Origin of the sequence: Flammeovirga kamogawensis (genome assembly GCF_018736065.1) — a bacterium.
Lineage (GTDB): Bacteria > Bacteroidota > Bacteroidia > Cytophagales > Flammeovirgaceae > Flammeovirga > Flammeovirga kamogawensis.
On sequence record NZ_CP076128.1, the window covers coordinates 1,402,396 to 1,419,018 of the forward strand.

The window sequence follows — 16,623 nt, forward strand, 5'->3', positions numbered from 1 at the left end:
AGCAATTTTTTTCCTACATTGAATTTGTAGTTCATACCTATTATTTTTAGTGGGTGTGAATAAGTTATCGTCTTTAAACGTTTTTCTTTTGAACCCTTACTTCCAACATGATTATCTTTAAAAATACTACCGCTACAGTCGAGTGGGATGTACTAGCCAAGTCTATTGAATGTACTTGGAAACATTATAGTAATGTAGATGAGATGGAAGAAGTAATTCTAGCCATAATTGACTTATCTGAGGCCAATGATATTGATTTTTACGTCTCCAACCGTACAGATCTCACATTCATATGGAGTGGCCATAAGGAATGGTCAATGTTTAAAAAATTCAATTTTAACTTAAGACATCAATTTTCTGATATTTTTATATTAGATCATCAGAAAGAAAAGAATCTTCCGTTTTTCTTAGCATTGAGTAAGACTTTGGATGTCAATTTTAATTACAAAAAAAGTAATTACTTTAGGCATAGGCGTGTTTTAGATGCACACATAAAAGAAATCAGTTTAAAAAATTAAACAAAAACGTCTCATGGTTTTAAATCATGAGACGTTTTCTGTATAATTCAATCTCTATTTTATTTAAGATAAAACACTTCTTGAAATTACAATTTTTTGTATTTCTGAAGTACCCTCATAAATCTGAGTAATTTTAGCATCACGCATTAGTCTCTCAACATGATATTCCTTCACATAACCATATCCTCCATGAATTTGTACTGCCTCAACAGTTACATCCATTGCTACTTCAGAAGCATATAATTTAGCCATTGCAGATGCTTCAGAATAATCTTTCCCTTGATCCTTTAACCAAGCTGATTTATAAACAAGCATTCTTGCAGCTTCTATTTTGGTTACCATATCAGCTAGTTTAAAAGCAATAGCTTGGTGTTCACAAATAGGCTTACCGAATGTTTTACGTTCTTTAGAATATTTTAATGCTAACTCATAAGCCCCGGCTGCAATACCTAATGCTTGTGCGGCAATTCCTATACGTCCACCATTTAATGTACCCATAGCAAATTTAAAACCGAAACCATCTTCTCCTACTCTATTTTCTTTCGGTACTTTTACATCCGTAAAGCTAAGCATGTGCGTATCAGACCCTCTAATTCCCAGCTTATCTTCTTTTTTACCTACAACAAAACCTTCCATCCCTTTCTCTACAATTAGACAGTTGATTCCTTTATGTCCTTTACTCCTATCAGTTTGAGCAATTACAAGGTATATAGAAGCAGAATTACCATTAGTAATCCAATTTTTTGTACCGTTTAGTAGATAGTGATCACCTTTATCTATTGCTTCAGTTGTTTGAGAAGTAGCATCACTACCAGCTTCAGGTTCAGATAAACAAAAAGCACCAATTGACTCTCCTGAAGATAACCTTGGTAAATATTTTTGTTTTTGTTCTTCAGAGCCAAACTTCTCAAGCCCCCAACATACTAGTGAATTATTAACCGACATAGAAACAGAGGCAGAAGCATCTATCTTAGATATTTCTTCCATGGCAATTACATATGAAAGTGTATCCATACCTCCTCCACCATACTTTGGGTCTACCATCATTGACATAAAGCCAAGTTCCCCCATTTGTTTAACTTGATCTTTAGGAAAACGTTGCTCCGTATCTCTTTCAATTACGCCTTCCAATAATTCTGATACGGCAAAATCTCTTGCTGCTTCTTTAACAGCTAATTGCTCTTCTGTTAGTTCAAAATTCATGTGTGTAAATTGGTAAAATTCAATTGTATTGATTGTGAATAATTACTCAAATATACAAACCTTATCCGAAAAGAAAAGTATTTAGTGTCTTGTTTACGTTTTAAATATTATTATTCATGAACAAATATTCATTTATTAAATTACTATGGGGGTTTAGTAAAATTTTACACAAATAAATTTTCGCAAAATAAAAAAAGCCTTCCAAGTTGGAAGGCTAATTATTTTATTGAAAAATTGAATGAAATCAATTATTATCTTAACTGTTGACCAATTGTAAAATGGAATTGGCTACCACTTGGATCAAGACGTCCCGGAGGTGCATCGAAACCATACGCCCAGTCAATACCTAACATACCAAATGCTGGCATGAAGATACGAGCACCGAAACCTGCTGATTTATACATATCAAATGGGTTAAACTCATCTATAGATGCCCAGTTATTACCACCTTCTGCAAAACCTAAAACATAAATTGTTGCTGCCGGATTTAATGATACTGGATAACGAAGTTCCATTACAAACTTGTTGTAAGCAACACCACCTAAACCATCTGTTTCATAAGGTACAATAGAGTTATTTTCATAACCTCTTAAACCAATTGTTTCTGTACCTAATAATGCATATTGTTGTGTTAAACCATCACCACCCATAATAAATCTTTCAAAAGGTCCTAAACCTTTATCCTGATTATAGGCTGCTAAGAAACCAAAGTGTGCTCTTGCTGCTAATACTAAATCACCTGCAATTGCCTGATACCAAGCATTATCAAACATCCATTTATTGTATTCTACCCATTTGTATCTTTCCTCATCTGTAATATCAGCTGAAGAGAAATCTTTATCTTGCATTAATGAATACGGAGGAGTTAAACTAATACTTAATGATATCTGAGAACCTCTACGTGGGTATGTTGGCTGATCGACACTATTTCTTGCAATTGTTGTATTGAAAGTTAAGTTATACGATTTACCATTATTGTAATCACCAAAACCAGTAGCGTACCAGTTATTCAAGTCATACACAAGGAATGATAATGAATTGGTCATTGTAAACCAGTCATCTGGCCATTGTAAACGACGTCCTAATGATACGGTTGCTGCATTAATACCTAAACTACCTACTTTTACATCTCCACTATAAGAGTTTTGATTAGAGTAGTTATAACTTACAGTTAATGAGTTTGGCTTACGACCACCTAACCAAGGTTCTGTAAATGAAATAGAGTACGTTTGATACTGAATACCTGACGCTTGAACTCTTAATTGTAATCTTTGGCCATCTCCTGCTGGAAGTGGTTTCCATTTAGAGAAATCACCAACATTTCTTAGTGAGAAGTTATTAAATACTAAACCAACTGTACCTACAAAACCGTAGTAACCACCCCAACCACCAGAAAGTTCAATCTGGTCATTTGCTTTTTCTGTCAAACCGTAATGAATATCTACAGTACCGTTAGACATATTTGGCTTAGGTTGTATATCAATTGTTTCAGGGTCAAAATATCCTAAAGTTGATAATTCACGTTGCGTTCTAATTAAATCTGCACGGCTAAATTTCTGACCTGGTAAAGTTCTAACTTCACGATAAATTACGTGATCGGAAGTTTTAGTGTTACCATTTACTACAATTTTAGATATATATGCTTGTTCTCCTTCAAAAACACGCATTTCAATATCTACCGAATCTCCTACAACTAATACTTCTACAGGTGTTACATTAAAGAATAAGTACCCATCATCCATGTACAAAGCAGAAATATCTGCTCCACTTGGATTAAACGATAAACGCTTATTTAATTCAGAAGTATTGTAGACATCACCTGGAGAAATACCTAATACACGTCCTAATTGCTCATCAGTATATTTATAGTTACCCGTCCATTTAATACTACGATAGTAATAACGCTGACCTTCGTACATATCAATTTCGACATTTACCGATCTATCAGTAACATCATAAACTGTATCTCTTAAAATTTCAGCATCACGGAAACCTTCTTCGTTATAATATTCAACTAAACTCTTTTTATCATTTTTATACTCTTCATCAATAAATTTAGATGGAGTAAAAATACGACCAAAGCGTTTTTCTTTTGTTTTCTTCATCTTACGCTTTACCTTTTTCTCGGTAAGCTCTTCAACACCTGCCAACTTAATTTCCTCAATTTTCACTTTGGATTTTTTATTGACATCAATTCTAAGAATCACAGAGTTGGCTAATACAGGATCTTTTTCTCTTACGATTTTAACCTCAGTATTTCTAAACCCTTTTTCAGCATAATGCCCTTTAATAACATTCTGAGTATTACGAATCATTGATTCAGTAACAATTCGTCCTCTTACTAATTGAACCTTATCTGTAAGTGTTTTTGCTTGTCCCTTTTTAATTCCTTCAAAATAGAATCGAGATAATTTAGGACGTTCTGTTAGGGCTATTTGTAGATAAGCATCATTGCCTTGAATCTCAGTAATGTTGATTTTTACATCACCAACAATACCTAATTTCCACAGTTTTTTAACCGCCTTACTAACAGCATCACCTGGAATAGTAATTTTCTCTCCTACTTTAAGTCCAGAGATGTTAATCAATGCATTTTTATCATTAAAGTCTGCACCGACTACATCAATACCAGCTATAGTATATTCTACAGGAGTTCCGTAGTCTACCTTATACTTGCCACTTTGAGAACCATAATTGGTACCAAATTGAGCATGTGCTGAAGTTATTGCGAATGTCCAAATTGAGATGAACGTCAACAGTCTATAAACTGCTTTTTTAGTTGATATCATGCGTTTTGCTTGATCTCTTTTTATTTAAGCCTGCTAAAAAATTATGAAAGTTGTTCACTTGTTTTTCCATATCGACGCTCACGTCCTTGGAATACATGTAATGCTTCATGAAGCACTTCCTTTCTGAAGTCAGGCCAAAGTACATTAGTAAAAAATAATTCAGTATAAGCAATTTCCCATAACAAGAAATTACTAATTCGTTGTTCACCACTCGTACGAATGAGGAGTTCAGGATCTGGTATATTTGCAGTTGATAAATAACTTTTTATCGTATCTTCTTCAATTGCATCTATTTTTCCAGATTTGTAATCCTCACACATTTTTTGAGTCGCTTGAGTAATATCCCATCGACCACTATAACTTAAGGCCAACACTAAAGTTAGACCCGTATTATTCTGTGTTAGTTGTATTGCTTCTTGTAATTCTTTCTGACAATCTTTTGGTAACATAGAAATATTACCAATTGCCTTAAGTTTTACATTGTTTTTTGTCAATGTTTTTGTTTCTGAACGAATAGTAGACACTAATAATTGCATCAGTCCAAATACTTCTGCTTTGGGTCTATCCCAATTTTCTGTTGAAAATGCATACAATGTCAAAAAGTCAATACCTAATTCAGCACAACCTTCAGTAGCATCTCTAACAGCTTTGATAGCATTTTTATGTCCAAATATACGTTTAGCTCCTTTACCTTTTGCCCATCTTCCATTACCATCCATGATAATAGCTATATGTTTAGGTAGATTTGCTTTATCTATATTATCATTCATTACTAAATTCTTCAAGAACAATTACTTTAATAGTAGTTACAATAAATATTGTATACCGAACGGCGAAATTAAAGATAAATCGAGCAGATAACAACAAAAAAAGAATCTGATATTAAAACATTTGGCACTTATTTTAGAATAAAGTGTATTTTTATATAAATTCACCCTCTCAAAGCAACAAGCCAACGATCTATGTACATTCACATTATCAACAAGATAATGATTTTTTAAGGTAAAAAAACAATGATATTCTCTTACAAATCTATAAATCTGTTAAATAAAAAAATTGGACATTTTGTTTCTTATTTTAGTATCCTTTTGATCATAATTGTATGTTTTGATGTATTTAGCAGATATGTTTTTAATTATACAACTGCTGCAATTGCAGAACTAGAGTGGCATTTATTTGCTTGTATCTTTCTTTTAAATGCAGGAAACACACTCCGATTAGACAAACATGTTCGTGTTGATGCACTCTATTCTAATTTCTCACCTAAGGTAAAATCAATCGTAAATATTTTAGGTTTTTTTATATTTCTATCACCTTTCTGCTATATCATTATTGATGCGAGTATACCTTATGTTAAAAACTCGTTTATCATAATGGAAACTTCTACAGACCCGGGGGGCTTACCTTTCCGTTTTTTAATTAAAGCATGTATTCCTATCAGTATACTTTTACTTTTTTTACAAGGACTAAGCAATTGTATAGAGAATACGCTTTCACTTTTTAATTCTTCAGAAACAAACTAATGGTACTACTTCTTTTATTTTTATGTCTATTTGCTGCTCTCCTTTTAGGTTATCCTGTAGCATTTACATTAGCAGGTGTTTCTTTAATTTTTGGTTATTACACTTTTGGACTTGATTTATTCTACTTATTGCCTCTGCGTATTTTTGGTACAATGAGTAATCAGATTTTAATTGCAGTACCCCTTTTTGTATATATGGGCGTAATGCTAGAAAAATCTGGTATTGCAAGTAGGCTGCTTAATACAATGGCCATTATACTTGGTAAAGTAAAAGGTGGACTTGCTATTTCTGTCGCTTTAGTTGGAGCTATGCTTGCTGCTTCTACAGGTATAGTTGGTGCAACTGTTGTTACTATGGGTTTAATGAGCTTACCTTCTATGCTTAAAAGAGGTTACACTCCAGAATATGCTACAGGTATTATTGCAGCTTCTGGTACATTAGGTCAGATTATCCCACCTAGTATCGTCTTAATTCTGATGGGAAGTGTAATGAACATTTCAATTGGTGAATTATTTATTGCAGCTGTAGTACCGGGGGTACTTTTAGTAATATGCTATATTTTTTATGTTTACATCTATGCTGTTATCTACCCAGATGATGTCCCTCCAATTCCCGACGAAGAAATTGCTGCATTCAAAAAAGATCTAACATTTTCTCTTTTAGTAAGAACTTTTGTATTACCCTTCCTTTTAATTTTATCAGTTCTTGGTTCTATATTTTTAGGAATTGCCTCTCCAACTGAGGCTGCTGGTGTTGGTGCAATGGCTGCCACTTTATTAACTGCGTTAGAAGGAAAACTTACTTGGAAAGCAGTAAAAGAATCTGCTTTTGAAAGTGGAAATTTAACTAGTATGGTATTTATGATACTTGTTGGAGCAACTGCTTTTGGTCTAGTTTTCAGAGGATTAGGTGGTGATGATTTACTTGTTGAATTAATTCAATCCGCTGATTTAGAACCTTATACTTTTCTTGCTTTAGTAATGATAGGTATTTTTATTGCTGGTTTCTTTATTGATTTTATAGAGATCATATTTATTTTTATGCCTGTTGTTACTCCAATATTCGAAATGTATGGTTTAAACACATTATGGATCGCCATATTAGTTTCTCTAAATTTACAAACATCATTTCTCACTCCCCCTTTTGGATTTTCTTTATTCTATTTGAAAGGTGTTGCACCCAAGGAGATTAAAACAAAACAGATTTACAAAGGAATAGTACCGTATATTGGTATTCAGATTTTACTAATCACAGGAATTATATTTTTCCCTGAGATTGTTACTTGGCTACCTAATTTTTTAGATTAGGTAGTTGATTTAAATTTCAAATTCCAACCTTTAATACAAAGAAGTAGCATACCTAAAAGGTAGATAAAATCTTCTGATGGAATAGTTCCGATTCGAACATTACTAAATTCTCCACTATTGTACCACACTACTGGCTCTTCTGTAATTGCTCCAGTTAAAACTCCATTAAATAATAAAAATGGAATTAAAGTGAGTAGATAAGTCCACCAAAATGCATTATTTAGCTGATTAAATGTTACTAGTAAAGCAAGTAATAAAACAGATAAATTAAAGTAAGAATACATTCCACCATAATAAGCTTGGCTAATTGCTATGCCTATAAAAAAGTAAGCTGGTAAGAACGTTTTTTGTTTTGTGGCAGGAAAATAAGCCAATACTACCTCATAAATAAAAAGGAAACAGTATGGAATGATTAAGAAAAACATCCATTCTTCAAGTGGTAAATGGAAGATTTCAATTTTAATAAGATAATCAGGATTGAACCCCCAATACATCATGATGGTAAAAAACACATCCCATGGAATGTATATTGCCCACAAGAAAAATAAGGCAGGTATAAATTTAGGCCAATGTTTATAGAAGGCTACTTTCTTATCAAAACTAAGAAAAAAAGGACCTAAAATAGCAAGTATATTTAGGTACAAATATAAATTAAACTGTTCCGGCATTTTTGTGTTTTTGAGTTACTTTTTTACCTTTAGCTTCTATCCAATATTTCATTGGTATTATTAGCATGCCAAAACAAGCACCGTCTTCTTTTGTCATTTTCTTATGATGAACTTTATGTGCTTTTCTGATAGCCCTAAAATATCGATTATTTGTATTATCAAACCATTTAAACCTTCGATGAATAAGCACATCATGCGTTAAGAAATAACATAACCCATAAAGTGCAATACCAGCACCTATCCATACAAAAGTATATTGATTATAAATCATTCCTAACATTATCCCTAACCATGATGGGATGGCAAAAATTAAAAAGAAAAGATCGTTCTTTTCAAAAAAGTTCTCGTGAGGTCCATGATGATCTTCATGTAAATACCATAAAAAACCATGCATCACATATTTATGAGTTGCCCATGCAACAAACTCCATAACTAAGAAGGTTGTAAGAACAATTAGAATATCTATAAACATTGCCATATAATTTAAAAATTTGCGATTACTTGTAAAATGAAGTAACCAAAGAATGTTAGATATAAATAAATAGACAGTGGATTCCTTGAAGGAAAAAACTTTATTCGAATATAAATGAAAATACTCATAAAAACCCACCAACTAATATAATTAATCATTGGCGGCATACCTTCGTCCCATTTCCAAAAGCCCAATGGTTCGCAAACCATCTCTATAAATACATCAAGAATTACCACTAGTCCTCCGCCTATAACACTTGAGATTATTTTATTCCACTTAGGAATATATTTAAAAATTAATTCACTACCAGCCACTGCCAATACTAGCCAATTGACTGGAATAACCAATGGTACACCATCTAATTTTAATCCTAAATTATTTAAGTAAACATAATCTCCGAATAAAATACCTGTATGCACGCCATACCATTCTATGAAAAAACTTGCAACATACACAAAAATAAACCATCCAATTACACCCTTACTTTTTACTTTTTCAAAATAAAAAAGACATAAAAAGGAGGTAAATAATAAAAATGGTGAAAAAGGAAGAAGAAGCTGGTTGAAAGGCGTAAAAGCAACTACGCCACCTACTATGTAAAATACTGCTAATAGTATTTTAGTTATTTGAAGATTTGTTAGTTCAATTTCTTTTTGAAATGCGCGTACCTGCATAAAATTAAGTCTTTGCTACTAATGATGATACAATTTTTGCACTATTTAAACACAAAGGTATTCCTCCTCCTGGGTGAACGCTTCCTCCTACAAAATAAAGATTTTTATATTTTGATGATTTATTCCTCTGCCTGTACAAAGCATGTGTTAATTTGTTACTATTTAAACCATATAATGCTCCTTTCCAACTCATTGTATCTTGTTCAATTGTTTTAGGCGTCCAATGAGAAGAATAGGTGATTTTACTTTTTAAATCAATTGATAATGATTGAGAAAGCTTACTTATTAATTTCTCTTCAATCTTTTTGACGACCTCTTCAGAAAACATTTCAGGAGCAGCCGGAACATTAATCATTACAAACCAATTTTCTCCTCCTTTTGGAGCATCAGTATGATTTATTTTACTACTGATATGTACATAAATTGTAGGGTCTTCTGGTATTTTAAACTCCTCAAACAATTGTCTAAACTCTTCATTATAATCTTCAGAAAAGAAAATATTGTGTAGGTCTAACTGAGAGAAAGAATGGTTAATACCCCAATAAAATACCAATGCAGATGACGACAGTTCTTTCGTTTTAGGAACATGCACTTTTTCTTCTATCACATTCGGTAAAAAGAAATTAACATCAGCATTAGAAACAAATAAGTCAGCAGAAAACATTTCATTAATTGTCTCTACACTTACAATTTTATTCTTTAATGTCTTAATACTTTTTACTTTCTGATCGGTCAAAAAATTTATTCCTTCCTCTTCTGCTAAACGTATTAGAGATGTTGCTATACTTCTCATCCCATTTTTTGGAAAGAATACACCATCAGAATGCTCTAATGCACTAATTACACGCATTATGGAAGGTGTTTGATAAGGATTTGAACCGTTATACGTTGCATATCTATTAAACAATTGAACAAGTTGTTCATGTTTAAAATGCTTTTCATTAAATGCATTGAGCGATTCAAAAATACCTAACCTTGTGAGTACTGGCAAAGCTTTCATCACATCTTTGTTTAAAAGATCTGATAAATCTGTTAAAGCACTTTCTAAGAAAATAGGAGCTGTTTTTTTATAATCTCCGATTATCTGCTGCAACACCTTATGTATATCAACTCCCCATTGTTTTTTTACAGCTAAACCAAATTTATCTGGATCGCTCCATCCAATAAATTCAGTATTATCCGAAAAAAAGTATTTAGTTGCTATTTCATTTTCAGTATAATCAAAATATTCTTTGGGATCTTTATTATACAATTGAAATAATTCCGTAACCAAATGAGGTAATGTAAATAAAGATGGTCCTTGATCAAAAGTAAACCCATTATCCGTTTTGAACTGACGGAGCTTACCTCCTAATATTGAAGTTCCTTCAAGTACAGTTACTTTATACCCTAATTTATTTACTCTCAATGCTGCGGCAATTCCTCCTATTCCAGCACCTATTACAACTGCTTTTTTCATTCCTTTGCCTTTTAAGCTATTGCACGGCTATTTTTGTCTAATTCATTTTTAACTTTTTCCCAACACAAAGGAAACCAAGCTGTAAAATCAGATGGTTTATCTATTAACCATTGGTCAAGGTCTTTTCTTGAAATAAATTGTACTTGCTCAACTTCTTCTGGATTAAAATTTATTTGCCCATTGTATTCTCCTATAAAAATATAATCAAATTCATGCTCAATTAAACCATTTCCAAAAGCAGCTTTATATAGTATTGAATCGATTTCAATGACTTGAGTTGTAAAACCCAATTCTTCTTGTAACCGTCTTTCTGTAGCAAAGTTCAATGTTTCATTTACCCTTGGGTGGCTGCAACAAGAGTTAGTCCAAAGACCTCCAGAATGGTATTTAGAAAGTGCTCTTTGTTGCAATAACAAATCTCCATTCTCATTAAATATAAAAATAGAAAATGCTCTATGGAGAAGACCTTCAACATGTGCCTGAAGTTTCTCCATTTTACCTACTGGATTATCCTGCTCATCTACTAATATTACCTCTTCCATCTTATAAAATATTTACTTGATGACGAACGTAAGATTGGAAAAATAAAGCATATTTCTTGGGATCAGGAATTCTCAGACGTTCTTTAAGAATTACATTTGCCGGCGTTTTCTTCACTTTATTAAATAAACGAGTATAATAGATATATGCTAAATAAACCCCAAAACGAGCTTTTTTAGGTAATTGCTTTATACCCTCAAAACCTGCATCAAAGTCTTGTTGAATATCAGCTTCTAATTCTTTCTTAACATCATCATTAAAAACTGAAATATCGATATTAGGGAAATAAACTCGTCCTAAATCACGAACGTCTGCTTTTAAATCTCTTAAAAAGTTAATTTTTTGGAATGCTGAACCTAAAGCCATTGCAGACGGCTTTAATCTTTGGTACTCTTTTTCATTTCCTTCTAAAAATACTCTCAAACACATTAAACCTACAACTTCTGCAGAGCCTAAAATATAATCTTTGTATTCTTGTTCAGAGTACTCTTTTTTATTTAAATCCATACGCATACTTTTTATAAAAAGAGTAATCAGTTCTCTTTCTATACCGTATTTATTTACAACTTCTTGATAACATTGTAAAACTGGATTTGTACTAATACCTGTATCAATTGCTTTGTAACAATCATTCTCAAATTCGTCTAGTAACTCTTCTTTATTGTACCCATGGAATGAGTCTACAATTTCATCAGCTACTCTAACAAAACCATAAATTGCATAAATAGGGTTTCTTAATTGAGGAGCTAAAAAACGAATACCAATAGCGAAAGATGTTGTGTATTTTTTAGTTATGATCCGAGACAAATCATATGATAAATCATCATATATTTTTTTCATAGTGTATTTTAAGATTAAGCGTTAATTTGAGGTGTTAAGGATAATTTCTTTTTTAATATTTCTCTAGCAACTAATTCACCAGAGATAATTGATGGTGGCACTCCTGGGCCGGGAACAGTTAACTGCCCTGCCATAAGTACATTATCTAATTTTTTAATTTTTATTGAGGGCTTTAAAAAGGCCGTTTGTTTAAGAACATTAGAAAGACCGTAAGCATTCCCTTTAAAAGCATTATATTCTGATACAAAATCGTTATGAGCAAAAGTTCTCTTTACAATAAGGTGTTTAGAAATATCAACGCCTGTCGATTTTTTTATCCTATCTACTAATATATTGAAATATTTTTCTCTTACCTCTTCTGTATCTTCCATTCCTGGAGCTACCGGAATTAAAAGCATTAAATTTTCTTTGCTTTTGGGTGCAATAGTATCATCTGTAACTGATGGAGCACAGATATAAAATAATGGATCTTTTGGCCAAGCTGGGTTGTCGTAAATTTCTTCCGCATGTTCATCAAAAGGTGTGTCGAAATATAAATTATGATGATGAATGTTTGGAATTTTTGTATCTAAACCAATGTAATACAATAGGCATGATGGAGCCATTTTACGGCTACCCCAATATTTCTCATCATAATTACGGTAAGCTTTTGGAAGTAAATTCTGTTCAAAATGATGATAATCACATGAAGCAACCCACTCATCGTGTTGAATAGTTTCTCCATTCACTTCAACTGAAACCATTTTCCTACCTTCACAATTTACTTTACTCACTGCTGAGTTAAAGTGAAAAACAACTCCTTTTTCAATAGCTAATTTTTCAAACCCTCCTACAACTTCTGTCATTCCACCTTTAGGATACCATGTCCCTAATTTTAAATCTGCGTAATTCATCAGACTATAAAGTGCAGGAGTTCGTTTTGCTACATCTCCTAAAAATAAGACAGGGAATTCTAATATTTTTAAGATTTTTTCGTGTTTAAAATACTTACGTACATAAGTGGCAAAATCAGAAATCAAATGTAAACGAGGAACATTTTTAATAACTTGCCATTCCGCAAAATCCATAAAAGAATAAGAAGGTCGATGTACAAAATCGTCCATACCTATTCTATATTTGATTTCTGCTTCATCAATAAAATCAAAAAGTTTTTTTCTTGCACCAGTTTCCCATGACTCAAATAAATCACCAAGTTTATCTAATTGTGCAGGAATATCTGTGTAATCATTTTCTGACCAATAAATTCTATAAGATGGATCTAAACGTGTTAAATCGTAATAATCACTTACTTTTTTACCAAATTTACCAAAGAAATTCTCAAAAACATCTGGCATCCAATACCATGATGGACCTAAATCAAAAGTAAAGCCTTCTGTTTGCCATATTCTCGCACGGCCTCCTGCCATCTCGTTTTTTTCATAAACATGAACTTCATGCCCTTTGTCTGCTAAAGTTATTGCCGCACATAATCCAGTGAAACCAGATCCTATTACTCCTATTGAAGCCATCTCAATGTAAATGTTTAATGGTTCTTTAAAAATTCTAACTATTTGTATAAACAGATGGGTTAAAAAATTGTTTAAACAAAGTATAGTTTTAAAAGTTATTTCTTCTACAAATTACTGATTGTATACCGATTAATCATCACAAAATTCTATTTATTTACGTATCACTAAATAAATTTTATTAAATCAGAATTTTATTTTAATGATTGACACTAAACATATCACACAAAAAAAGGATACTCAATTGAGTACCCTTTCTAAGTTATTTTTAAATTATAAAATTATTATTCTGCTTTACCAAAATAAACGTTCTCTAAAAGTGCTGTATTTACATCAACATTCATGTTTTCATTATGATCTTCAAACTGAACTGATATTTTATTTTTCCCTTTGTTAAGAGTTACTTTCATTCTATTCGTTAGTCCAATACTTGACCATTCGTCTGTACCTCTTTGAGACATAACTATTGTAGCTTCTTCTTCACCGTTAATCTGTAAACTTCTTATTGCACATTTGTTATCAGTGTTCCAAGGTCCACTCCCGTTGGCATACGAGAACCAAATAAAGTAAGTCCCTGCTTCTTTAACAGAAATAGTAAAGTTTATCTTCTTATTTCTCGATTTAGATAACTCTAAAGTTCCAGAGGGAGCACCTTTAATTGCTATTTTTTTATTAGCTCTAGAAATGCTAGAAACATTTTTAGCAACGATTGGTCCTACATTAACCGGTTCAGATATGTAAGATGCATAACCGGTTTTGTCAATTGCTTGAACGGCATATTCTTCTAAATTCAATGCTTTAGGCAGAGTAAATGTAGTTCCTTTAACCTTTTGAATCACTTTACCATTTTTAACCACTTCATAACTTTCGGCTCCAACAACTTGCTTCCATGTCAAAACATTTCCTTTTAATTCAGCTTGAGGTGTTTCCAAATGAAAACGATTTGCTACTTTATTAGATGATGTTCCTGTTGTGATATCATTATCTGCTAAAATTATTTCTATAGAATGTCTTCCTCCTTTTTCTAAAGAAATTGCATGTGCACCATCTTCAACTCCATCAATTGTAAAACTTTTGATTTTATTACCGAAACCACTCAATTTAATAGATAGTTCGTTGTTCCAAAGTTTTACGTTTTTCAATTGTTTAGTCCCTTTATATGCTGCAGGAACTGTTGGATGAAAAGATAATACGCCATTTCTGTCTATTTCCATTCCATAAAAAACATGATAGATCATTGCCATATTACCAGATAAACTCCATAACATTTCATCAGAGTTTACTTCTGTTCCCATGTAATCACCATCTTCTGCTACAAAATTCTCTTTATTTGTTAAGAATAGTGCTGCAGGTCTATAAATTGATGCTAAACCTTGCTCTAAAGCTGTTCCATTACCCGTTTTTGCTGCCGCAATGTTCCAATATGCTTGTACAAATGGCCAAATTCCATTATTATGATAAGGAGGAATACCCGGTATTTGAGGGTAAACACATGCAGCTCCAAAAGGAACAATAGGAGATTTAGTAACAATCTCTGCACTTCTTTTGCTATCGCTTACTTCAAATAAAACAGCTAGTGCTTCTCCTAAAGCTTCAAATTTTGGTGATAACATCATTGTATTACGGCCGTATAAATATTGAGCATAATATCCTTTATCATCCATCCATAAGTGAGTATTTATGGCATTTTTTAAATTTGTTGCCAACTCACTGTAATGATTCATCTCTTTAGATTTCCCCAATACATTTGCCATTCTTTCGGCAATTTTCATTGCTTCAAAATGCACCACATTGGTTCCTAAATTCATAGAACGATAAATATCACCATTATCCATCCATCTTGGATATGTTTGCTTTCTCCAATCTAAAAATGATGATTCTCCACGCATAAGCCCTGTTTGCTTATCGTAAACAATATACATATCATCATCAATTGTATTTGTGATTACTTTAAATGCTTCTTTTAACCAATCTTTATCCCCTGTGGTTGTGTATACATTCCAAGCAGCTAATGCCCATGTCACTCTATCAGAAGAAACAGGCCACGCTCCTCCAGAACCTGTATCTTGAATAATACGATCTCTTTTTACTTTTTTTCTAAGTGATGTTTTTGCTCTTTCAGGATCTAAAATTGATAAACTTAAAACAATAGAATAACTAATATCTCTTGTCCAAACTCCACCCCATTCTTTCCCTGTTCTAAAAGTCCCATCTGCTTCAGAATCAGCCACAAGTTCATTTAACGCTAAATTATACAGGGCATCTACTAAAGGAATATCTGATGTAAAAGTTGGATACTTATCTATCTTTTTAGCAGATTTCCATACAGGCGATGTTTGCTTTTCTGGATCTGGGGCATTCATCATGAAAGTTATTTCATAAATACCGTCCCCATCTTTATCTAATAATTGTTCTCTTTCACTTAGGTTTTCAAAGTCCCAACGTAAAGGAGCACTACCTCCGGCAATAAAAACTCCTTTAAAATCTTCTTTTGAAATTTTCTCTCCGTGAATATCGATATAATACCCTTGCTTTTTAAAAGCGTCTAATACGGGTGACATATCTAATTTGAAAGTCACTTTTGTATTCTTTTCCAACCAGTCCATTTGATCAACCTTTTCAGTCATTGCCCAAGGTTCACCAAACTTCATAGTTTTAGTAGTAAAACTTCCATTTTTTGGGTGAATCACTATTCTATGGTTAATGCCATAGGCAAGTTCATCGTCTTTGCCATTAATACTAAATTTAAACTCTACAGCTCTACTGTAGGCATCTTGTAATGGACTTTTATAATTTGATGTCATTTCCTTAGAAGAAATAACTTTTGCCTCAAAATCACCTTGGGTTACATGATCTCGGTAAACTTTATACGTTGATGACGAATATAAGAGTTCGTCTTTACCTGAATCACAGGCTGAAAATAGAATTGCTGATAAACACAGCAAGAAAATAAAGTGTATAGTCTTTTTCATATTGTGTAATTACTTATAGTAAGTAAGTTACAATAACTTTTTGATTCATAACAGTGATTTTTAATGCAATCGGTTACATGAAAAGTTAAGAGATTTAAAGAGTATTACAGCATTGATATTTTATACTATCTAAGTATACTAATCACCTTTAAA

At 32.4% G+C, this 16,623-nt stretch carries 14 protein-coding genes; 3 read left to right on the forward strand and 11 right to left on the reverse strand.

Annotated features, from left to right (window positions below; translation table 11 throughout):
- Positions 1-107 precede the first annotated feature (107 nt).
- Positions 108-518 carry a hypothetical protein gene (locus KM029_RS05525; RefSeq protein WP_144072313.1) on the forward strand — a complete coding sequence of 137 codons (411 nt, stop codon included), beginning with the start codon at positions 108-110 and terminating at the stop codon, positions 516-518.
- 63 nt (positions 519-581) lie between these two features.
- Here the strand turns inward: KM029_RS05525 and KM029_RS05530 are convergent, their stop codons facing one another.
- The 3 genes from KM029_RS05530 to KM029_RS05540 form a co-directional block, all read right to left on the reverse strand.
- Positions 582-1,721, reverse strand: coding sequence for an acyl-CoA dehydrogenase (locus tag KM029_RS05530; RefSeq protein ID WP_144072314.1), 1,140 nt, complete (start codon positions 1,719-1,721; stop codon positions 582-584).
- Between the two features lie 251 nt (positions 1,722-1,972).
- Positions 1,973-4,510, reverse strand: coding sequence for an outer membrane protein assembly factor BamA (bamA, locus tag KM029_RS05535; protein ID WP_144072315.1), 2,538 nt, complete (start codon positions 4,508-4,510; stop codon positions 1,973-1,975).
- A 41-nt stretch (positions 4,511-4,551) separates the two neighbouring features.
- Entirely contained in the window at positions 4,552-5,280 is a 729-nt protein-coding gene (locus KM029_RS05540) for an isoprenyl transferase (RefSeq protein ID WP_144075661.1), read from the reverse strand.
- Between the two features lie 243 nt (positions 5,281-5,523).
- Here KM029_RS05540 and KM029_RS05545 point away from each other — a divergent pair, with 243 nt between their 5' ends.
- Together KM029_RS05545 and KM029_RS05550 are read left to right on the forward strand one after the other, a co-directional pair.
- Entirely contained in the window at positions 5,524-6,033 is a 510-nt protein-coding gene (locus tag KM029_RS05545; RefSeq protein WP_184679507.1) for a TRAP transporter small permease subunit, read from the forward strand.
- A complete protein-coding gene (locus KM029_RS05550; protein ID WP_144072317.1) occupies positions 6,033-7,340 on the forward strand; it encodes a TRAP transporter large permease in 1,308 nt (435 codons plus the stop codon). The genes KM029_RS05545 and KM029_RS05550 overlap by 1 nt, the downstream gene beginning before the upstream one ends.
- On the opposite strand, the gene KM029_RS05555 is transcribed toward KM029_RS05550, so the two are convergent.
- The 8 genes from KM029_RS05555 to KM029_RS05590 all read right to left on the reverse strand — a co-directional run bounded on the left by KM029_RS05555 (position 7,337) and on the right by KM029_RS05590 (position 16,470).
- Positions 7,337-8,008: a lycopene cyclase domain-containing protein gene (locus KM029_RS05555; protein ID WP_144072318.1), complete on the reverse strand. Its 672-nt coding sequence runs from the start codon at positions 8,006-8,008 to the stop codon at positions 7,337-7,339. The two genes, KM029_RS05550 and KM029_RS05555, sit on opposite strands and share 4 nt — an antisense overlap.
- Positions 7,992-8,486, reverse strand: a complete 495-nt coding sequence (locus KM029_RS05560) for a sterol desaturase family protein (protein WP_144072319.1) — start codon at positions 8,484-8,486, stop codon at positions 7,992-7,994. Before KM029_RS05560 ends, KM029_RS05555 begins: the two co-directional genes overlap by 17 nt.
- A 5-nt stretch (positions 8,487-8,491) precedes the next feature.
- On the reverse strand, positions 8,492-9,154 hold the full coding sequence (locus KM029_RS05565) for a carotenoid biosynthesis protein (RefSeq protein WP_144072320.1): 663 nt from the start codon (positions 9,152-9,154) through the stop codon (positions 8,492-8,494).
- 4 nt (positions 9,155-9,158) lie between these two features.
- On the reverse strand, positions 9,159-10,613 hold the full coding sequence (locus KM029_RS05570) for a phytoene desaturase family protein (RefSeq protein ID WP_144072321.1): 1,455 nt from the start codon (positions 10,611-10,613) through the stop codon (positions 9,159-9,161).
- An 11-nt stretch (positions 10,614-10,624) separates the two neighbouring features.
- The gene (gene idi / locus KM029_RS05575; RefSeq protein WP_144072322.1) at positions 10,625-11,155 is read right to left on the reverse strand and encodes an isopentenyl-diphosphate Delta-isomerase; all 531 of its coding nucleotides are present in this window, start codon (positions 11,153-11,155) and stop codon (positions 10,625-10,627) included.
- 1 nt (position 11,156) lies between these two features.
- The gene (locus KM029_RS05580) at positions 11,157-11,993 is read right to left on the reverse strand and encodes a phytoene/squalene synthase family protein (RefSeq protein ID WP_144072323.1); all 837 of its coding nucleotides are present in this window, start codon (positions 11,991-11,993) and stop codon (positions 11,157-11,159) included.
- Between the two features lie 14 nt (positions 11,994-12,007).
- Positions 12,008-13,501 (reverse strand): phytoene desaturase family protein, encoded by a 1,494-nt coding sequence (locus KM029_RS05585; RefSeq protein WP_144072324.1) that lies wholly within the window; start codon positions 13,499-13,501, stop codon positions 12,008-12,010.
- 281 nt (positions 13,502-13,782) lie between these two features.
- Positions 13,783-16,470: an alpha-L-rhamnosidase-related protein gene (locus KM029_RS05590; protein ID WP_144072325.1), complete on the reverse strand. Its 2,688-nt coding sequence runs from the start codon at positions 16,468-16,470 to the stop codon at positions 13,783-13,785.
- Between the last annotated feature and the right edge of the window lie 153 nt (positions 16,471-16,623).